The organism is Acinetobacter sp. AOR41_HL (assembly GCF_027854645.1).
Classification (GTDB): domain Bacteria; phylum Pseudomonadota; class Gammaproteobacteria; order Pseudomonadales; family Moraxellaceae; genus Acinetobacter; species Acinetobacter nosocomialis.
In genome coordinates, this window is sequence record NZ_JAKTHZ010000042.1 from 42,016 (window position 1) to 60,147 (window position 18,132).

At 40.9% G+C, this 18,132-nt stretch carries 22 protein-coding genes; 15 read left to right on the top strand and 7 right to left on the bottom strand.

The window, feature by feature from the left end; translation table 11 throughout:
- Window positions 1–52: 52 nt before the first annotated feature.
- Both MKL35_RS16610 and pncA read right to left on the bottom strand, forming a co-directional pair.
- Window positions 53–991, bottom strand: coding sequence for a bile acid:sodium symporter family protein (locus MKL35_RS16610; RefSeq protein ID WP_032011116.1), 939 nt, complete (start codon window positions 989–991; stop codon window positions 53–55).
- Between the two features lie 54 nt (window positions 992–1,045).
- Window positions 1,046–1,690: a bifunctional nicotinamidase/pyrazinamidase gene (gene pncA, locus MKL35_RS16615; RefSeq protein WP_032011118.1), complete on the bottom strand. Its 645-nt coding sequence runs from the start codon at window positions 1,688–1,690 to the stop codon at window positions 1,046–1,048.
- A gap of 329 nt (window positions 1,691–2,019) precedes the next feature.
- Here pncA and dapA point away from each other — a divergent pair, with 329 nt between their 5' ends.
- The 5 genes from dapA to MKL35_RS16640 all read left to right on the top strand — a co-directional run bounded on the left by dapA (window position 2,020) and on the right by MKL35_RS16640 (window position 5,816).
- Window positions 2,020–2,913: a 4-hydroxy-tetrahydrodipicolinate synthase gene (gene dapA, locus MKL35_RS16620; protein ID WP_002054045.1), complete on the top strand. Its 894-nt coding sequence runs from the start codon at window positions 2,020–2,022 to the stop codon at window positions 2,911–2,913.
- A 15-nt stretch (window positions 2,914–2,928) separates the two neighbouring features.
- Window positions 2,929–3,528, top strand: a complete 600-nt coding sequence (locus tag MKL35_RS16625) for a hypothetical protein (protein WP_002053789.1) — start codon at window positions 2,929–2,931, stop codon at window positions 3,526–3,528.
- 36 nt (window positions 3,529–3,564) lie between these two features.
- Window positions 3,565–4,284 carry a phosphoribosylaminoimidazolesuccinocarboxamide synthase gene (gene purC, locus MKL35_RS16630; protein WP_000917863.1) on the top strand — a complete coding sequence of 240 codons (720 nt, stop codon included), beginning with the start codon at window positions 3,565–3,567 and terminating at the stop codon, window positions 4,282–4,284.
- Window positions 4,285–4,477: 193 nt separating this feature from the next.
- Window positions 4,478–4,681 (top strand): hypothetical protein, encoded by a 204-nt coding sequence (locus MKL35_RS16635; RefSeq protein WP_002053827.1) that lies wholly within the window; start codon window positions 4,478–4,480, stop codon window positions 4,679–4,681.
- 298 nt (window positions 4,682–4,979) lie between these two features.
- Complete coding sequence (locus MKL35_RS16640) at window positions 4,980–5,816, top strand: formate/nitrite transporter family protein (RefSeq protein WP_002054022.1); 837 nt, start codon at window positions 4,980–4,982, stop codon at window positions 5,814–5,816.
- Window positions 5,817–5,833: 17 nt separating this feature from the next.
- On the opposite strand, the gene MKL35_RS16645 is transcribed toward MKL35_RS16640, so the two are convergent.
- The 3 genes from MKL35_RS16645 to MKL35_RS16655 form a co-directional block, all read right to left on the bottom strand.
- Window positions 5,834–7,099, bottom strand: a complete 1,266-nt coding sequence (locus MKL35_RS16645) for a replication-associated recombination protein A (protein WP_001285409.1) — start codon at window positions 7,097–7,099, stop codon at window positions 5,834–5,836.
- A 105-nt stretch (window positions 7,100–7,204) separates the two neighbouring features.
- The gene (locus MKL35_RS16650) at window positions 7,205–8,377 is read right to left on the bottom strand and encodes a PQQ-dependent sugar dehydrogenase (protein WP_031944185.1); all 1,173 of its coding nucleotides are present in this window, start codon (window positions 8,375–8,377) and stop codon (window positions 7,205–7,207) included.
- 109 nt (window positions 8,378–8,486) lie between these two features.
- Window positions 8,487–8,945, bottom strand: a complete 459-nt coding sequence (locus tag MKL35_RS16655; RefSeq protein WP_006581539.1) for a YcgN family cysteine cluster protein — start codon at window positions 8,943–8,945, stop codon at window positions 8,487–8,489.
- Window positions 8,946–9,138: 193 nt separating this feature from the next.
- Between MKL35_RS16655 and MKL35_RS16660 the strand changes: the two genes are divergently transcribed.
- The 8 genes from MKL35_RS16660 (at window position 9,139) to ahr (ending at window position 14,428) form a co-directional block, all read left to right on the top strand.
- Complete coding sequence (locus tag MKL35_RS16660) at window positions 9,139–9,297, top strand: DUF1328 domain-containing protein (protein ID WP_002053759.1); 159 nt, start codon at window positions 9,139–9,141, stop codon at window positions 9,295–9,297.
- A gap of 170 nt (window positions 9,298–9,467) precedes the next feature.
- Entirely contained in the window at window positions 9,468–10,205 is a 738-nt protein-coding gene (locus tag MKL35_RS16665) for a dienelactone hydrolase family protein (protein WP_000100775.1), read from the top strand.
- Between the two features lie 187 nt (window positions 10,206–10,392).
- Window positions 10,393–10,755 carry an HIT family protein gene (locus tag MKL35_RS16670; protein WP_002053765.1) on the top strand — a complete coding sequence of 121 codons (363 nt, stop codon included), beginning with the start codon at window positions 10,393–10,395 and terminating at the stop codon, window positions 10,753–10,755.
- A gap of 141 nt (window positions 10,756–10,896) precedes the next feature.
- Entirely contained in the window at window positions 10,897–11,931 is a 1,035-nt protein-coding gene (gene mutY / locus MKL35_RS16675) for an A/G-specific adenine glycosylase (protein WP_032011123.1), read from the top strand.
- A 47-nt stretch (window positions 11,932–11,978) separates the two neighbouring features.
- A complete protein-coding gene (locus MKL35_RS16680) occupies window positions 11,979–12,515 on the top strand; it encodes a M23 family metallopeptidase (protein ID WP_032011124.1) in 537 nt (178 codons plus the stop codon).
- A 9-nt stretch (window positions 12,516–12,524) separates the two neighbouring features.
- Entirely contained in the window at window positions 12,525–12,770 is a 246-nt protein-coding gene (locus MKL35_RS16685; protein ID WP_001287365.1) for a hypothetical protein, read from the top strand.
- A 30-nt stretch (window positions 12,771–12,800) separates the two neighbouring features.
- Window positions 12,801–13,361 carry a DNA-3-methyladenine glycosylase I gene (locus MKL35_RS16690; RefSeq protein WP_032011125.1) on the top strand — a complete coding sequence of 187 codons (561 nt, stop codon included), beginning with the start codon at window positions 12,801–12,803 and terminating at the stop codon, window positions 13,359–13,361.
- 38 nt (window positions 13,362–13,399) lie between these two features.
- Window positions 13,400–14,428, top strand: a complete 1,029-nt coding sequence (gene ahr / locus MKL35_RS16695; protein WP_004885048.1) for an NADPH-dependent aldehyde reductase Ahr — start codon at window positions 13,400–13,402, stop codon at window positions 14,426–14,428.
- Between the two features lie 2 nt (window positions 14,429–14,430).
- Here the strand turns inward: ahr and MKL35_RS16700 are convergent, their stop codons facing one another.
- Window positions 14,431–15,855 carry an aminotransferase-like domain-containing protein gene (locus tag MKL35_RS16700; RefSeq protein WP_004711323.1) on the bottom strand — a complete coding sequence of 475 codons (1,425 nt, stop codon included), beginning with the start codon at window positions 15,853–15,855 and terminating at the stop codon, window positions 14,431–14,433.
- Between the two features lie 90 nt (window positions 15,856–15,945).
- On the opposite strand from MKL35_RS16700, the gene MKL35_RS16710 reads away from it, so the two are divergent.
- On the top strand, window positions 15,946–16,320 hold the full coding sequence (locus tag MKL35_RS16710; protein WP_032011127.1) for a hypothetical protein: 375 nt from the start codon (window positions 15,946–15,948) through the stop codon (window positions 16,318–16,320).
- Here the strand turns inward: MKL35_RS16710 and MKL35_RS16715 are convergent.
- On the bottom strand, window positions 16,304–17,206 hold the full coding sequence (locus MKL35_RS16715) for a LysR family transcriptional regulator (RefSeq protein WP_032011129.1): 903 nt from the start codon (window positions 17,204–17,206) through the stop codon (window positions 16,304–16,306). The two genes, MKL35_RS16710 and MKL35_RS16715, sit on opposite strands and share 17 nt — an antisense overlap.
- Before the next feature lie 120 nt (window positions 17,207–17,326).
- Here MKL35_RS16715 and dkgB point away from each other — a divergent pair, with 120 nt between their 5' ends.
- Window positions 17,327–18,130 carry a 2,5-didehydrogluconate reductase DkgB gene (dkgB, locus tag MKL35_RS16720; RefSeq protein ID WP_020992340.1) on the top strand — a complete coding sequence of 268 codons (804 nt, stop codon included), beginning with the start codon at window positions 17,327–17,329 and terminating at the stop codon, window positions 18,128–18,130.
- Window positions 18,131–18,132 lie beyond the last annotated feature (2 nt).

The window sequence follows — 18,132 nt, forward strand, 5'->3', positions numbered from 1 at the left end:
TAAAAAAGCCAAACTATTCGTTTGGCCTTTTTTTAATGTGTGTTGTATACAGTTATTCCTGTTTGTGTTTACTTGCCCAATAAGTTGCAAGCGCCGGGCCCGAAATATTATGCCAAAGACTGAAAATAGCACTCGGTACTGCTGTAATCGGAGAAGCCGCAAAATGTACTGCCGCAAGCGCTACGCCTAAGCCTGAGTTTTGCATACCGACTTCTACCGCAATTGCTTTACTGTCTGCATAAGGCAATTTGAAGAAACGCGCTGCGGTAAAACCTAATAAATAACCAAGCCCGTTATGTAATACCACTACCGCCAAAATGAGCAAACCCGATTGAAAAATAGCTGCTTTACTGCCGCCAATAATGGCTGCCACAATAGCAACAATTGCAATCACTGAAACTAAAGGCATGACTTGAATATAAGATTCGACCTGACGTTTAAGCCAAGTTCGCAAAATCAGACCAATCACAATCGGAAGTAGTACAACCTGCAAAATCGAAATAAACATCGAAGCCGCGTCAATCTTTAACCATTGGCTGGCAAGCAGATAGAAAATTGCAGGCGTTAACACAGGAGCCAAGAGTGTTGATACCGATGTACAAGCGACCGATAAAGCCACATTGCCTTTGGCCATATAGGTAATGACGTTTGAAGCTGTTCCCCCTGGGCAACAACCGACCAAAATAACGCCGACTGCAATTTCAGGAGGCAAATTAAATAATTTACACAGAACAAATGCCAAACCGGGCATCACGACAAACTGCGCGACAACCCCAATTAACACGGCTTTAGGGCTTTGTAGTACCCCTTTAAAGTCATCAACGGTCATGGTCATTCCCATGCCGAGCATAATAATGCCCAAGATCCATGGAATATAAGCTTTCAGCCAAACAAAAAATTCAGGCTGCCATAACGCCAGAGCTGCAAAAATAATTACCCATAGGGCAAACGTCTTTTGAACAAACTGAGTAAAACGTAATAATGCAGACATACTGTTCATCCATACCAAATCGCAATTAAAGTCCAAGCATCAAAATCAGTATCTCTAGCATTCATTCAACAGATCAGTTGATTGAATACGGACAACGCCTTGCTGCTGCATGGCTTGCCATGCCTGCTCTAAAGAGCCATTGAGATTAATGCCTTTACAGGCATCTTCAATCACTAAAGTTTTAAAGCCTAGTTGAATGGCATCTAAAGCAGTCCATGCGACACAAAAGTCTGTAGCTATACCGACCACATAAACCGTATCAATGCCGCGCTCTTTTAAGTAACCCGTTAAACCCGTCATTGTGGCGTGGTCTGCTTCCACAAAAGCCGAGTAACTATCAATATGAGCATGAAAACCTTTTCGGATAATCAGTTGAGCTGACGGGATATTTAAATCCGGATGAAACTCGGCATCATACGTGCCTTGTACACAATGCTTAGGCCAAAGCACTTGTGGTCCATAGTCAAGTTCAATAGTTTCAAATGGCTGCTTACCCGAGTGGTTAGCTGCAAAAGAAATATGATTATCTGGATGCCAGTCTTGTGTAAGAATTACATTTTCAAAACAACCCGCCAATTGGTTAATAGTTGGAATAATTGTATCGGCGTCGGCAACTGCTAAGTTCCCACCTGGCGTAAAACCATTTTGTACATCAACTACGACTAAAGCCGCATTTTGTGGTTGTTTATTCATTTTCATGCCATCTTAAGTCCCATTCGGGAGAAATATGCATTTTATCTTGCCATAAAAAAGACAGTGTTAAGTAGAAACTGGAAGAATTGCACCATATTGTCATCTTTACTGTCTTTTATTTGAAATGATCAAATTGGCATTCTATGTTTCGCTCAAGTTTACATAGGGTTTATCAGTTAAGCATATTGTTCTTATGCGTCTGATCAGTCATAATTTGCATAATTGTCATTCAACAATCTGTTATTGTTAGAACTGGACAATCAAAATACTGCAACCATCCCACATTTTGTTTTTCTTACCTCAGATTCGGATGGATAAATAGGATATTTTTTAAAATGACTCAGCAAGCACAGACCATTCAAGGCTCAATCGTCGCAATTGTCACTCCCATGTTGAAAGATGGCGGTGTAGATTGGAAGGGTCTTGAGAAGCTGGTTGAGTGGCACATAGAACAAGGTACAAACAGTATTGTAGCCGTCGGTACAACCGGCGAAGCCTCAACATTGAGCATGGAAGAGCACACACAGGTTATTAAAGAAATTATTCGTGTAGCCAATAAACGTATTCCAATTATTGCCGGTACTGGTGCAAACTCAACCCGTGAAGCAATCGAATTAACTAAAGCTGCTAAAGACCTCGGTGCTGATGCAGCTTTACTTGTAACGCCATACTATAACAAACCAACCCAAGAAGGCCTTTACCAGCACTACAAGGCAGTTGCTGAAGCTGTTGAATTACCTCTTATTCTCTATAACGTACCTGGTCGTACAGGCGTAGACTTGTCAAACGATACAGCAGTACGTTTAGCAGAGATTCCTAACATTGTGGGTATTAAAGACGCTACAGGTGACGTACCTCGTGGTAAAGCCTTAATTGAAGCTTTAAACGGCAAAATGGCTGTTTACTCAGGTGACGATGAAACTGCATGGGAACTTATGCTTCTTGGCGCAGACGGTAATATCTCGGTTACTGCAAATATTGCACCTAAGGCAATGAGCGAAGTATGCGCGGTTGCAATTGCTAAAGATGAGCCACAAGCGAAGACGCTTAACAATAAGATTGCAAATTTACACAATATTCTATTTTGCGAATCAAACCCAATTCCTGTGAAATGGGCACTACATGAGATGGGACTGATTGATACTGGTATTCGTTTACCACTCACTCCTCTCGCTGAGCAATATCGCGAACCTCTCCGCAATGCCCTAAAAGATGCGGGAATTATTTAATAAGAGCAATTTATGATGCAATTACGTCTTGGTTTAGTCCTTGCAGTTTCAGCCTTAAGTTTAGCTGGCTGTGGTCGCTTCGCACTCAATAATCACTCTTTAGATTATAAAAAAGCAAAGCAACTCGCCCCGCTTGAGTACCCTGCCGATGCAACTGTACGACCAGCGACTCCTTTGTATCCTGCACCAACAGTAGACCAGCTCGCTATCGATCATGCGCCGAAGTTTGAAAACAAGCGTGGCAACCGTTTTGCATTGCCACGTCCTGAACAAACCCAAGCTGATACAGCAGACACATCTGCTCAATCAGGTAGCGCGCTTAGTCGCCCTCAACTTGTAACAGATGGTAATAAGAATCCACTGTTAAAAATTGATGGAAGTACTGCCGAGATTTGGCAATACACCAAAGCAACCTTGAGCACGTTAAATTACAATGTTATCGCTCAAGGCAGTAATCAAGCGACGATCAAAGTAAATGACAAAACTTATGTGCTTAAACTGACTGGTGTTGGCTCTAGTCATAGCCTTGCTCTCTTTAATCCAGACAACACTTTTGCAAGCCCTGATGTTGCTGCGGAAGTGTTAAACCAGATTTACCAAAATTGGCCAGCCTAGTCGTTTACTAGGCATTTTTTTTTAAAAGGTTCCCTCATGTTAAAACAAACCTTGCTCTATACTGGTAAAGCAAAATCTGTATATGAAACAGACAATGCCGACCATCTGATTTTAGTCTTTCGTGATGATGCCTCTGCGTTCAATGGCGAAAAAATCGAACAACTAGATCGTAAAGGCAAGGTGAACAACCGTTTTAACGCCTTCATCATGGAAAAGCTTGCTGAAGCGGGTATCGAAACGCATTTTGAAAAATTGCTTTCTCCAACTGAAGTTCTTGTTAAAAAACTTCAAATGATTCCTGTTGAATGTGTAATCCGTAACTACGCAGCTGGTTCTTTATGCCGTCGTTTAGGTGTAGAAGAAGGTAAAGAGCTTACTCCTCCTACATTTGAATTGTTCTACAAAGATGATGGCCTAGGCGATCCAATGGTTAACGAATCTCAAGCGATTGCTTTAGGTTGGGCGACTGCTGAACAGTTAGAACAAATGAAAGTGTTAACTTATAAAGTAAATGATGTATTAAAAGCATTATTTGCTGAAGGCAACATGATTTTGGTGGACTTCAAACTTGAATTTGGTGTTTTCCATGACCGCATCGTACTTGGTGATGAATTCTCTCCAGACGGTTGCCGTTTATGGGATAAAGACACTAAGAAGAAACTCGACAAAGACCGTTTCCGTCAAGGTTTAGGCGGTGTTGTTGAAGCTTATGAAGAAGTTGCTGCTCGTTTAGGCGTAGATTTATCTGACATCTAATTCGTCAGCTTCATTAAAAAAACCGGGCATTTCAGCTCGGTTTTTTTATTTCCAGCACCCAAGAATTTAAGGAAAGTAGACAGATTTGTATATTTAATTAAATTATGACTTGCACAATCTAAAAACAAAGCACTAAAATCTAAAAAAACATTAATTGCATCACAATAATTAAATTTAAAGTATGGTGAATCCAATGAAACTATTTAAGCCTGAAAAGAAATTAATGAATCACTCGATACATTTTGGTGAAAACCCATTAGTGATTTTATCTAATTTTAGCGATTCTGCTTTGAAACAAGGTTGGAGCCAAGCTGAAGTAGAAACCGTTATTTCTGAAGCTTCTCAAGGTGACTATATGAAACTCATACGTACATTGAGAACATATACATTACTTTAATTCTCTGCGTTGCTATAAGCGCTCAATCTCAAACCTAACTAGTTTATAGAGAACGCTCGCCTTTCACTCGGGCGGTAAATAGTCTTGCCATACGATACTCTCAATCTCTTTTTATACTTAATGGTCTTATCTGGTTAATTACGTTCATCCGTATATTATTTTGCTTACTGCCGTACCCTTCAATTTATAAAAAGACACATAAAGCTGGTAGGAATAAACTGGATTTATCCCGAATGCTGCCTTAACAATGAATAAAAATAATAAGTAAAAAATATTTATTCAGTGAGGAGCAAATCTGATGGATCATGAAATAGAGGAAAAAAAGGTCGAGCAAACCTTAAGCTGGCGTGAAAAAATGGCAGTAGAAGAACACGAGAAACTGTCACCCCGTTTAGTCTATGAAATTATCCGCCGTGATGGTGCGGAAGAACTGGATCGCCCGACAGCTGCACTGATCTTTTCAGGAATTGCTGCTGGTTTGGTCATTAGTTTCTCATTTGTATTTAAAGCGATTATTGCTTCTTATATCCCAACTGATGCCATCTGGACCGATTTAATCACCAATTTTGGTTATACCATTGGGTTCCTGATTGCTATTTTGGGCCACATGCAACTCTTTACCGAAAATACCATTACTACAGTTGTGCCCTTATTTAAACCTTTTAGTTTGGACAAATTACGAGCTGTGGGGCGTTTATGGGGGATTGTGATTCTATGCAATATCATTGGAACAGCTTTGGCGAGTTTATTTTTCCTGACCACAGACCTGTTTACTCCAGACATTGATAAAGCACTAGATGAGCTGGCGCATCATGTTGCATCTTTTTCTGCAATCCAGAACCTGCTTAAAGGGGTTATGTCGGGACTTTTAATTGCGGCATTGGTGTGGATGCTGCCTTCGGTCAGCAATAAATTCCTAGTCATCTTTTTCATGACTTATCTGATAGGACTAGGCGACTTTACCCACGTTGTGGTTGGTTCTACCGAAATGTCCTATCTGGTCTGGCAAGGAGAGGCTTCTATTGGCGAATATCTATTTAATTTTCTAATTCCAACTACTATTGGAAACATTATTGGTGGTACAGGTGTGTTTACCCTACTAATTTACGGTCAGGTCACTGAAGAATTGGATTAGCAAGAAGCAATAGAGAACTATTGCTCCTGCTGCCATCGGCGTTGCTGGAGGCGCTCACCTTCAACTTCACGCTTGTTTCTCGCCGACTCATAAAGTTTAGTTCCCTTCAACTCAGGTGGTAAGTAGTCTTGCAGCACAAAGTGCTCTGGGTAGTCATGAGGATAGAGATAATTAATTCCATAACCTTGCTGTTTCATCAGTTTGGTCGGTGCATTTCTCAAGTGTAAAGGCACTGGTAAATTTGCCGTTTTCTCAGCAAGTTCTAAGGCCTTATTAATCGCCAAATAAGTACTGTTACTTTTCGCGCTGGTTGCTAGGTAAACCGCGGTTTGACCCAAAATAATTCGCGCCTCAGGCATTCCAACTGCCTGTACAGAACGGAAACATTCACCAGCAAGCAATAGCGCATTTGGATTCGAATTTCCAATATCTTCTGAGGCAGCAATCAGCATACGTCTTGCAATAAAAACCGGATCTTCCCCGCCTTTGAGCATACGAGCCATCCAGTACAGAGCAGCATCTGGATCACTACCACGAATCGATTTAATAAAAGCAGAAACGAGGTCGTAATGCTGTTCACCCGATTTGTCATAACGCGCAATATTTTGCTGAGCGACTTTTACAACCACAGCATTGGTAATGGTATTTTCAACTTCTGGCTCAAAAGTACTTGCAATTAAGTCTAGTAAATTTAGTGCTTTACGGGCATCACCTGCTGCAAACTGTAAAAGAGCATCATACTCTTCAATATGAATGTAGCGTTCTTTTAAGAATTTATCGTTTTGAAGTGCATTGTTAAGTAAAGTCTGAATTGCCTCACTGTCTAAACTGTTTAAGGTATAGACCTGACAGCGCGATAAAAGTGCACTATTGACTTCAAAAGACGGGTTTTCAGTGGTCGCACCTATTAAGGTGATTTTTCCTTTTTCCACGGCACCTAATAATGCATCTTGCTGTGATTTATTAAAGCGATGGATTTCGTCAATAAAAACTACAGGTGTGAGTAAATCACCACTTTCTGCAATCACTTCACGTAATTCTTTTACGCCCGTATTCAGCGCAGATAAGCTCACAAACGGACGATCTATTGCCTGAGCTAAAAGCAAAGCAATTGTCGTTTTACCGACGCCTGGAGGCCCCCAAAAAATAATAGAAGGCAAATGTCCCTGATCAATCATTTGACGTAAGGGTGCATGTTCACCTAACAAATGATCTTGCCCAATAATTTCAGACAAGTCTCTCGGGCGCAGGCGTTCAGGAAGTGGAATATGGGTGTCTGACATCTCAAATAGCTTTATCGTCTTTTCACTATAGTCTATTGTGTCTCACAGAAATCTACAATTTGAATCTATGAGACCCATCCTTTATTTATAGGCTAACTCAAGGCCTTAAGAGAGTTTCTTACTCAGCTTGAGTAAGCGAGCATTGGGGCCATCTTCAATTATCCAAATTGAACCGTCTTGTGCTTCATGTAACCCACGAATACGTTGCTTCATCTCTAATCTTTGCACTTCTTTTACGGGCTTATGCTCTAAATCTACAACTACAATGGCTTGTGAAGACAACCCACCAATTAAGGCTTTATTTTGCCATGCCGGAAATTGTTGCCCGCGATAAATAATTAAGCTCGACGGTGAGATTACAGGAGTCCAGTCTATCTCGGGTGCTTTAAACTCTGGGCGAGTGTTATGATCTGGAATAGGCTGACCTGAATAATGGTCGCCATTTGAAACAACCGGATACCCATAGTTTTCACCTTTAACGATGATATTAAGCTCATCACCACCTTTAGGCCCCATCTCAACCACCCATAGCTGTCCTTGGCGGTCAAAGGCCATGCCTAAGGGATTACGGTGTCCAAGTGACCATATTTCAGCAGTAACACCGCCTTGCTTATAAAAAGGGTTACCTACAGCTGCTGAACCGTCATCATTTAAACGTAGAATTTTACCCAAATTACTTTTCATGTCTTGGGCAGGGTCAAACTTTTGGCGCTCACCTGAACTGACCCAAAGCTTACCATCTGCGCCAAAAAGCATACGATGCCCATAATGGCCCTGTCCTGAAACTTTAGGTACTTGCTGCCAAATCTGCTTTATATACTTAAGTTTTGGCTGATTAGGGTTAGATAAATCTAATTTTGCACGTGAAATCACCGCACCAGATCCACCCTGCCCTTTGGCCGCATAACTGAGATATATCCAGTGATTTTCGGCAAAATCTGGATGCAAAGCGACATCTCCTAAACCACCTTGGCCACCATAGTTCACCGCTGGAACATCCTGAACATCTTGTACTTTTTTATTTTGGGGATTAAAAATTTTTAATTTACCTTGCCGTTCAGTGACTAATAAACGTTGGTCCGGCAAAGTGGTAATTGCCCAAGGCTCATTAAAATGTGCGACTGCCTCGACCTGATAAACTTGTTTGGCACCACTAGTTTGCTCTGTTTTTGCAGTTGTATTTTGTTCAGGACTTTTTGAATTAGTATTATTAGACCCGCAGGCCATTAACAAGAAGAAACTACTACATAATAAGGGGGCTGCTAGTCGTTTCATCATTTTTATCTCCTTTTGCTTTTATTTTTATATAACGGAGATAGTTAAAAACTTTACGATTAAAATGTTACTTTATTATACGCTGTAATTAAAAATGCCCATCGGGAGCATATTAACGCACCCAACGCACCACATAATCTTCTAGGTCATCTTCATGTACATCAGTTTCAGGAATACATCGTCCTGCAACCGACTTTTTCGCTTTCACTACGCTTTGTCTCGTACCCGTATTTAAATAGTGCCAAGAAGGTAAATTCTTACCTTCATTCAACCGTTTATAGGCACAGCTCGATGGTAACCAGTGTATGGTTTTTAAGCTTTCCGGCGTCAACTGTAAACAGTCAGGAACTTGCTGCTGACGATTTGAATAGTCTGAACAACGTCCGGTAGAGCAATCCAGCAATTTACACGCTACCTTGGTGTAAGCTACTTCATGGGTATCTTCATCTTCTAGCTTGACCAGACAACATAAACCACACCCATCACACAAAGCTTCCCACTCAGGCTGTGTAAGCTGCTCAAGCGTATAATTTTTCCAAAACAATGGACGAAGTGAGGTCTCGGTAGACATAGGTTTTAACAGCTATATACATAAAGCAAACTCAGATTATAGCATTGAAGTAATCTCTGCTTAAGGAAAGAAACCGTATTTTTAGCATCACAAAATGATTGTTTAATATACATTTCAACCACATAAACGACACATTCCGTGTAAAAAACACGCTATATAGTAAAAACACAATGAAAAATAAGGAGGACAGCATATGTTCCGTTGGGCAATAATTTTTGCAGTGATTGCACTCATTGCCAGTCTATTAGGGTTTGGTGGTGTTGCAGGGTTATCTAAAGACTTTGCCGTGATTTTATTAGTTGTGGCTGTAATTCTCGCTGTTATTGGTTTTATTTCGCGAGGCCGAACCTAATTTAATTATGACCATATAAAAAAGAAGGAACCTGTTCCTTCTTTTTTATTGCCCAAATGTTTCTATGTTTTTCTTTTGATGTAGATTTTTACATAGTTATTTATATAGCTTTTATTTTTTATGCTTTAATCAAGTGTATTTAAACCAAGTTAAATTTCAGGATTAATGTCATGAGTACAGCAATTAAAACCCGTGAAATTCAATACACTGCACCAGATGGCAGCCATTTAATTGGTTACTTTGCAGCTCCAGAAAGTGAGACCCCTGTACCTGGTGTCATTATTGGTCCTGAGTGGTGGGGACGTAACGAATACACTGAACAACGTGCGCGTGAACTTGCTGAACACGGCTATGCTGCACTTGCAATTGATATGTATGGCGATAAAAAAGTGACGACGACTGCTGCTCAAGCTTACGAATGGATGATGCAGACATTTGAAGAGTTAGACACGGTGACTGACCGCGCTAATGCAGGGCTTCAAACTTTAGCTGCTCAACCAGAAGTGAATAGTGAAAAACTTGCAGCAGTAGGGTTTTGCTATGGTGGCAAAGTGGTACTCGATTTAGCTCGCTCAGGTGCTCCCCTCAAAGCAACAGCGACATTTCATGGTACATTAACTCCTAAGGCACCTGCTCAAAAAGGCAACATTCAAGGTGAGGTTCTGGTTCTACATGGTGAACTAGACAGCATGGTCACCTTAGAAGATGTTGCTAATTTTGAAAAAGAGATGCAAGCTGCTGAGGTTAAACATGAAGTAGTGGTTTTAAAGGATGCTAAACATGGCTTTAGTAACCCGCTTGCAGATGAAAGAGCTAAAGCGAACGGCGTAGATCTTGGCTACAACAGCGAAGCGGAAAAACAAGGCCTTGCTAAAATGTACGCTTTATTAGAACGTACTTTAAAATAAAAGAAGCAAATTTGGAGCAAATGGTTCTTTTTTCGCATTTGCTCCCTTAAATCTTTATGACTTTGCAATATTTTTCCTGTATTTTTTAAACCATACTTCAATAACTATACTCCCGTTGAGCTAGAGCAAAGCCTAGTCTTATTTCCCGCACTCGGGGTTTAATGGAATAACATGAGAGGATACAACAATGACTGACAAGAAATGTCCGTATTGCAATTTTGATGAATATGACATCATTGATAAGAATGAATTTGCTGTAATTTTACCTGACCCAAATCCGTTGTCTAAAGGCCACTGTGTAGTGACTCCACTGCGCCATGTAAGTTCGTTTTTTGACATTACCTCTAAAGAGCATGAAAGCTTACTGACACTTCTTGAAATTGCCCGTCATGAAACACAGCTTCGTCATCAACCAGCTGGTTTCCATATTGGCTTTAATGATGGTGAAGTGTTTGGACAAACTTCTGACCATTTCCATATTCATGTCATTCCTTACTACAAAAACCAGCCGTTGAAACTTGATCAACGTTGGGGCGTAAAAGAGGATTAATCCTTTTTATGCTTGAAGCAGAGACTACTCGTTTTAAAGTAGTCTCTATTTTAACAGGCTCGTTCTGATTGCTTGCTTTAAACAAAACTTAAGCCAAATTTCAGCTATAATTTAGCCCTTACTTTTCTTCTATAGCTGTTCATGCCTGAATTTTCTTTTTCTGATGCCCTCTTAAACTGGTTCGATCACCATGGTCGGCATGATTTGCCTTGGCAAGTCGCAGATGATCCATACAAAGTCTGGGTTTCTGAAATTATGTTACAGCAAACTCAGGTAAAAACAGTTCTTCAATATTTTGACCGCTTTATGGAGCGCTTCCCAACTGTAGAAGCTTTAGGCCATGCAACTTGGGATGAAGTAGCCCCTTATTGGGCAGGTCTTGGCTATTACGCTCGTGCACGCAATTTGCATAAAGCTGCTGGCCTTGTAGCACAGCAAGGCAAATTTCCTGAAACCCTAGAAGAATGGATTGCACTACCCGGCATTGGTCGCTCGACTGCAGGCGCGCTTATGTCTTTAGGTTTGCGTCAGTACGGCGTGATTATGGACGGCAACGTGAAGCGCGTTTTAGCTCGTTTCTTTGCCATTGAGGATGACTTAAGCAAGCCACAACACGAACGTGAAATGTGGAAACTCGCTGAAGAGCTATGCCCAACCCAACGCAACCATGACTACACTCAAGCGATTATGGACTTGGGTGCAACCATCTGTACACCTAAAAAGCCTCTTTGTTTATATTGCCCAATGCAATCTCATTGTCAGGCTTATCAGCAAGGTTTAGAACAAGAATTACCTTTTAAAAAACCGAAAAAAACACCACCTGTTAAAACGGCAGATGTTCTTATTATTCAGTGCGAAGATGAATGGTTCTGGCAGCAACGCCAAGCTCATGGTCTATGGGGCGGTTTATTTTGTTTACCTATTTTAGAAAATGAAAATGAGCGTCTGAGCCTAAGCCAGCAATTTAAACTACAACCTCAAGCACAAACCTTTCAGATTAGTCATAGCTTCACCCACTTCACATGGTTACTTAATGCTCATGTGTTCCACGTGGAACCTGATCAAAAAGAACATCTGGCGATTGAACTTGAAGGCCAATGGCTAAGTCCGGAACAAGCTGTCGCTAAAGGTGTTCCAACCGCTATGAAAAAATTGATCTCGACAAGCCGTTCATGACATAGTGGGCAAAATAATTTTGATATGGCTATGACAGGGAGTATTTTGTGCGACGTTTAGTTTCCGATCTCTCACTTGGTTTTCTCATTATTCTCTTGGCAGCCTGTGCCAGTGCACCTAAAAAGCCTGCTCCGCTTTCACCAACTCAAGTCAGCAAACTCAAGAGTATGCAGCTTCCAAGTCGACTTCCCGTTCCGGTAAAAGGAGTCGATCGAGATGAGTTAAAAGACACATGGGGCGCTGCTCGGAGTCAGGGTCGTAGCCACGAAGGAATTGATATTTTGGCTCCACGTGGAACCAAAGTGTACAGTACAACCGAAGGGCTAGTGGCAGATCTTCGTAATAATAACCTCGGTGGCAAAGTCATCTGGATTTTAGGCCCGGCAGGAACATGGCATTATTATGCTCATCTTGATGGACATAAACGTGGCTTAAACGTGGGTGACTATGTCAAAAAGGGCGATCTGATTGGCTATGTCGGCAATACGGGAAATGCACGTTATACTTCACCTCATCTTCATTATGGCCTTTACTTAGATGGTAAAGGTCGTGGTGCTGTTAATCCTTATTCATATTTACGCTAGGAACATTTTATGTCGGAAGCGCTGATCAATCGCTTAGTAGAGTTTGCCGAGTCTGGCAACCAGCAAAAGATCATTCTAAATGGCAATAGCTATCAAGGCTGGATCATGGAAATCAGCGATGATGCCCTACTGATCAGTACCGGTTTTTCAGATAAAGTCGGCAAAGATTTTTGGCTAAAGTTTGAAGACTTAACCCAAGCCGAACTATATTATTGGGATACTCGCCCAAATGAATGGGTACCATTCAAACTCTAAAATACTAAGATAAATATAAGGAGCATCATCATGAAAATTCAACGCTGCGGATGGTGTTCCAACGATCCTCTCTATATTGCTTACCATGATGAAGAATGGGGCAAACCAGAACACGACGAAGCCCGATTATTTGAAATGCTTTGTCTTGAAGGCCAACAAGCTGGCTTATCGTGGATTACCGTACTCAAAAAAAGAGAAAGCTACCGCCAGCACTTTTTTAATCATTCTATTGCTGACATTGCCGCATTTACAGATGACTTTTTAGAAACAAAACTATCCGATGCAGGCTTAATTCGTCACTTAGGCAAACTCAAAGCCATTCGCGATAATGCGATTGCATGGCAAGCCCTTAAAGCCCAAGTTGGTGATGTTTCTAAATGGCTTTGGCAGTTTGTAGATACCACTCCTCAGCACAATGATGTTATAGATTATCGTAAGGCCCCTGCTCAAACTGAGCTCAGTGTAAAGCTATCTAAAACGCTTAAAAAAAATGGTTTCAAATTTGTTGGTCCAACCACCTGCTATGCGTTTATGCAGGCAGTGGGTATGGTCAATGATCATGAAAACGATTGTCAATTTAAAGCTTCATAACCCACCAGAACGGTTCAAATCCGCTTAAGGAGTTTCCGATGAGCAATAATACGATTCAGGCTTATGCAGCAATGCAGGCAGGTGAAAAACTGGTTCCTTACCAATTTGATGCAGGTGAATTACAACCACATCAGGTTGAAGTAAAAGTTGAATACTGTGGTTTGTGTCATTCCGATATTTCAGTTCTGAACAATGAGTGGCGCTCAACCGTCTACCCCGTAGTTGCAGGCCATGAAATTATTGGAAGAATTGTAGCTTTGGGTTCAGAAGCCAAAGGTTTACAAATTGGGCAACGTGTTGGTATTGGCTGGACTGCTGAAAGTTGCCAAGCGTGTGATGAATGTATTGGTGGTCAGCAAGTACTTTGTACGGGCGAAAATGTCGCAACAATCGTGGGTCATGCAGGTGGCTTTGCCGATAAAGTTCGTGCAGGTTGGCAATGGGCCATTCCCCTTCCAGATGATTTAGACGCTGAAAGTGCTGGGCCCCTACTTTGCGGCGGAATTACCGTTTTTGATCCACTCCTCAAACACAAGATTCAGGCAACCCATCATGTGGGTGTGATTGGTATTGGCGGTTTAGGTCATATAGCCATTAAGCTACTCAAAGCTTGGGGCTGTGAAATCACTGCTTTTAGTTCTAACCCAGATAAAACCGAAGAACTCAAAGCAATGGGAGCCGACCATGTAGTAAATAGTCGCGATACAGAAGCAGTAAAAGCTCAAAAAGGTAAATTTGATTTATTGCTGAGTACCGTAAATGTGACTTTAAATTGGCGAGCTTTTATTTCTACGCTAGCACCAAACGGTTCGTTGCACTTCTTAGGGCTGACCTTAGAACCTGTTCCTGTTTCTGTCGGCTCACTTATTGATGGTGCCAAATCAGTAACAGGCTCACCTACTGGTTCACCTGCTGCTCTACGCCAACTTTTAAAGTTTGCCGCACGCAAAAAAATTGCACCTCAAATTGAGCTATTTCCAATGTCACAGCTCAATGAAGCAATTGAACGTCTACACTCAGGTCAGGCACGCTATCGCATTGTGCTTAAGGCAGACTTTGCAGAATAAAACTAACTCACCGTTTTCATCTGTTGTCGCGACCAGTCTGCCAAGCTCATAATTGCTTGGCGGACATCGGCAGTTAACTCATGGCCTGCGTTTAAACGAATGAAATGTCGATAGCGTTCATCCTCACCAAAAACATGACCCGGTACCACCGTAATTCCCTGAGCTTGGGCAGTGTAATAGAGCGCTAAACTATCTACACTCTTAGGTAACTGTATCCATAATGCATATCCGCCTTCGGGCTGGCTCAATGCAATTGGTATACCTTCAAAAGCTTTTAAAATACAGCTACGGTATTCTTCGACTTGTCGCATCAAGTTGGGTCTTAACTGCTCTAAATGCTCTCGATAACCACGACTATAAATAAAATCAGCTAAACCTAACTGCAAGGGTGTATTCACGCCAATATTACTTACCAGCAGTTCAAGTTTTAAATGTTCTAGCTTTGTCGTTAAACAAAACCATCCTACTCGATACGCACTCGACAAAGACTTAGACACTGAACCACACCAAATGACATAACCTTCGCGGTCCCAATATCGAATGGGTAATGGCCGTTCACTACTGTAGCCACACTCACCAAAAATATCGTCTTCAATAATAAAACACTGATACTTTGCAGCTAATTCAGCAATCTTCTGTTTCTCTGCATTACTAAAACAATATCCCAAAGGATTTTGATAGTTGGCTGTCATTAAGCAAACCTTCACCAAACCTTGCTGCATTAAAGACTCTAAGCGCTCAAGATCAATGCCGCGATGATCTGCCGGAATCTCAACAATTTGTCGTTTTAAACTTGCTAATAACTGTAAATGACCATTGTAGGTGGGTGTAGGAATAAGAATACTATCGCCCACTTCAGTGAGTTTCTGAATTACTAAAGACAAAGCCGGCATACAGCCATTGGTAATAAAAATATCTTCTGGAGCGATATAAATACCATCTTCACGCCAATGATCAGATAGCGCTTTTCTTAATTGTTCATGGCCTTGTTTATTACAATAAAGAAAATCTTGAGGCTGACAATTTTTTAAAGCCCGTTGAATAGAACGACGTAAACCCTCTACAGGAATAAAGTGCGGCGTTAACTGAATCGATCCCAAAGGTACAAGATGGCTTTGTAAGGCAGCTTCCTGAATTTGGTTATGCAATTCCAGATTTGAGACATGCCGAGGTAAAGATAAGAAATCTGGACTATCCGGAATAGGGCTAGATGGGGTGCGAGCAACCACAAAATAACCTGACTTCGGCTTTACATAAATAAGCCCCCTCGCCTCAAGCAATTCATAGCAACTTTTTGCGGTACTTAAGCTAATACCATGTTGACGGGCAAAATCTCGTAAGGAAATAAGCTTCTGATGAGGTTTCAGTTCATCTTGATAAATACGGTGTGCTAATTGGTTAGCAAGAACCTGATATTGGAAAGTCATTCTGTGCTGCTTTTTTAAAAATTTCTGTATCTGTACTGGTTTATAGAACACCTTTAGGCTATGGAAATCAACTCAAAGAGTAGCAAACTAATGAAATTAAAAGCTATATTGTTATTTACTATTGTTTTAGCAGGTTGCCAACCACAGCCCAAAAATGAGCAGCACAGACACACGATTTGTCAAAGTTTGATTGAAGGTTATTTAAAAATGACCAACCAACAAGACTACAAAATGGAACAGCGAACTGATGACGAGACCAGTGCGATTTCTCATTATCAATATAAACGAAATAGCTCAAATGAAGTTGTCATGGTGAATTCAGTTTATTCAACCTTATATTTTAGCTGCCGAGACCAGCAAAAAAGCTATTTTCTTTTCCAACATTCAGCAGAAGGACAAACAATACCCATTTTAGAAGTTCACTTTCCAAGTGATATCTATGGAACTTTTAGAGACAGGTTTTAAAACCATCTTTTAACTGTTCTGCCAAGAACTCAATAAATAAGCGTATTCGTTTTGGTAGATGCTCTTGTTGATAATACACAGCATGGATGCTTTGATATTGATGTTCAATTTGATCTTCAAATAATGCAATCAATCGCCCTTCTTCCATATCTTTCCAAATTTCAAATTCAGATAGCCGTGCAATACCATGTCCTCTAATCGTCAGCTGGCGCACAGTCTCACCACTAGAAGCTTTAATGTTTGCTTGTGCGAAAAAATATTCGTCACCGATTTTAATTGGCCAGCTATTGATATATGTCGGTCTGGTAAAACCAATCAAATCATGCTGCTTAAGTTCTTCAGGTTGTGTTGGTGTTCCCTTAAAAGCTAGATAGTCAGGACTTGCCACAATATATAAACGGCTCTTACATACCAATTTGGCGTGCAGACTAGAGTCATTAAGCTCCCCAAATCGAAATGCGACATCGGTTTTATGCTGAAGTAAGTCAATCACCTGATCATTGCTATTTAATTCGATTTCAATATCGGGATAACACTCACGGAACTTATGCATTAATGGTGCAATCACGTGCAAAACAAACGGTGTGGCAGAATCAACACGAATAAGGCCAGCAGTCCCCTGATCAGACTTTTGTAGTTCTTCTTCGGCCGCATTCAGCTCATTTAAAATTTTTCGAGCCTTCGTAAGGAATTGTTGCCCTTCTTGAGTGAGTTTCAGTTTACGCGTTGTTCTCTCTATCAAAGTCACATCTAACTTCGCTTCCAAACGTGTAAGAGATCGACTCACCCCTGAAGGTGTTTGCTTTAAATGTTCTGCTGCCGCCACAAATGAACCTGTATCAACAATTGTGATAAAGGCAATAAGTTCTTCAATTGTTGATTTCATGGTTTATTCTATTATTGACTAAACTTCAAAGATATTTTGCTTATTCATCTATTTTTTCGCAACAATAAAAAAAGCAAAATGCACCTCAAGTTAAACAATTATTTAATTTCAGGTGAATACATGAATATCCCACGTTTTGGTCTAGGAACTTTCCGCCTTAAAGAACAAGCTGTGATTGATTCTGTTAAAAATGCGCTAGATGTCGGTTATCGTGCAATTGATACTGCTCAAATTTATGAAAATGAAGCAGCAATTGGTCAAGCGATTGCTGAAAGTGGCGTATCACGTCAGGACTTATTTTTAACTACAAAAATCTGGGTAGATAATTTTGCCCAAGAGAAGTTTATTCCAAGCTTAAAAGAGAGCTTACAAAAGCTTCGTACTGAACATGTCGATTTAACTTTGATTCACTGGCCAGCACCGGACTTAGGTGTTTCGATTCCTGAAATCATGCAGCTTTTACTTGAAGCAAAACAACAAGGCTTAACCAAACAAATTGGTATTTCGAACTTCAATATTGCACTTACCCAACAAGCAATTGACACAATTGGTGTAGAGCATATTGCAACGAACCAGATTGAGCTGAGTCCTTATCTTCAAAACCATAAACTTGTAAATTTCTTACAAGAGAAGAATATTGATGTCACTTCATACATGACGCTTGCATATGGCAAAGTGCTTCACGACCCTGTTTTAGCTGAAATTGCGGCAGCAAATAAAGCGTCAACAGCACAAATTGCACTGGCATGGGCATTGCAACGTGGTTTTGCAGTTATCCCATCTTCGACTAAACGTGAAAACCTGATTAGCAACTTAAAAGCACAGGATATCGAGTTAACTTCAGCTGAAATGCAAATGATTGCTGAGCTCGACCGTAATGGCCGTGAAGTTAGCCCAGAGCCATGGGCACCTGTTTGGGACTAAAC

Coding starts and splice junctions, on each gene's coding strand:
- MKL35_RS16645 (WP_001285409.1), bottom strand. CDS start 7,099: ATGTCAGACACCCATATTCCACTTCCTGAACGCCTGCGCCCGAGAGAC.
- MKL35_RS16650 (WP_031944185.1), bottom strand. CDS start 8,377: ATGATGAAACGACTAGCAGCCCCCTTATTATGTAGTAGTTTCTTCTTG.
- MKL35_RS16610 (WP_032011116.1), bottom strand. CDS start 991: ATGTCTGCATTATTACGTTTTACTCAGTTTGTTCAAAAGACGTTTGCC.
- MKL35_RS16660 (WP_002053759.1), top strand. CDS start 9,139: ATGTTCCGTTGGGCAATAATTTTTGCAGTGATTGCACTCATTGCCAGT.
- ahr (WP_004885048.1), top strand. CDS start 13,400: ATGAGCAATAATACGATTCAGGCTTATGCAGCAATGCAGGCAGGTGAA.
- pncA (WP_032011118.1), bottom strand. CDS start 1,690: ATGAAAATGAATAAACAACCACAAAATGCGGCTTTAGTCGTAGTTGAT.
- dkgB (WP_020992340.1), top strand. CDS start 17,327: ATGAATATCCCACGTTTTGGTCTAGGAACTTTCCGCCTTAAAGAACAA.
- MKL35_RS16670 (WP_002053765.1), top strand. CDS start 10,393: ATGACTGACAAGAAATGTCCGTATTGCAATTTTGATGAATATGACATC.
- MKL35_RS16690 (WP_032011125.1), top strand. CDS start 12,801: ATGAAAATTCAACGCTGCGGATGGTGTTCCAACGATCCTCTCTATATT.
- mutY (WP_032011123.1), top strand. CDS start 10,897: ATGCCTGAATTTTCTTTTTCTGATGCCCTCTTAAACTGGTTCGATCAC.
- MKL35_RS16665 (WP_000100775.1), top strand. CDS start 9,468: ATGAGTACAGCAATTAAAACCCGTGAAATTCAATACACTGCACCAGAT.
- MKL35_RS16625 (WP_002053789.1), top strand. CDS start 2,929: ATGCAATTACGTCTTGGTTTAGTCCTTGCAGTTTCAGCCTTAAGTTTA.
- dapA (WP_002054045.1), top strand. CDS start 2,020: ATGACTCAGCAAGCACAGACCATTCAAGGCTCAATCGTCGCAATTGTC.
- MKL35_RS16635 (WP_002053827.1), top strand. CDS start 4,478: ATGAAACTATTTAAGCCTGAAAAGAAATTAATGAATCACTCGATACAT.
- MKL35_RS16640 (WP_002054022.1), top strand. CDS start 4,980: ATGGATCATGAAATAGAGGAAAAAAAGGTCGAGCAAACCTTAAGCTGG.
- purC (WP_000917863.1), top strand. CDS start 3,565: ATGTTAAAACAAACCTTGCTCTATACTGGTAAAGCAAAATCTGTATAT.
- MKL35_RS16655 (WP_006581539.1), bottom strand. CDS start 8,945: ATGTCTACCGAGACCTCACTTCGTCCATTGTTTTGGAAAAATTATACG.
- MKL35_RS16685 (WP_001287365.1), top strand. CDS start 12,525: ATGTCGGAAGCGCTGATCAATCGCTTAGTAGAGTTTGCCGAGTCTGGC.
- MKL35_RS16710 (WP_032011127.1), top strand. CDS start 15,946: ATGAAATTAAAAGCTATATTGTTATTTACTATTGTTTTAGCAGGTTGC.
- MKL35_RS16715 (WP_032011129.1), bottom strand. CDS start 17,206: ATGAAATCAACAATTGAAGAACTTATTGCCTTTATCACAATTGTTGAT.
- MKL35_RS16700 (WP_004711323.1), bottom strand. CDS start 15,855: ATGACTTTCCAATATCAGGTTCTTGCTAACCAATTAGCACACCGTATT.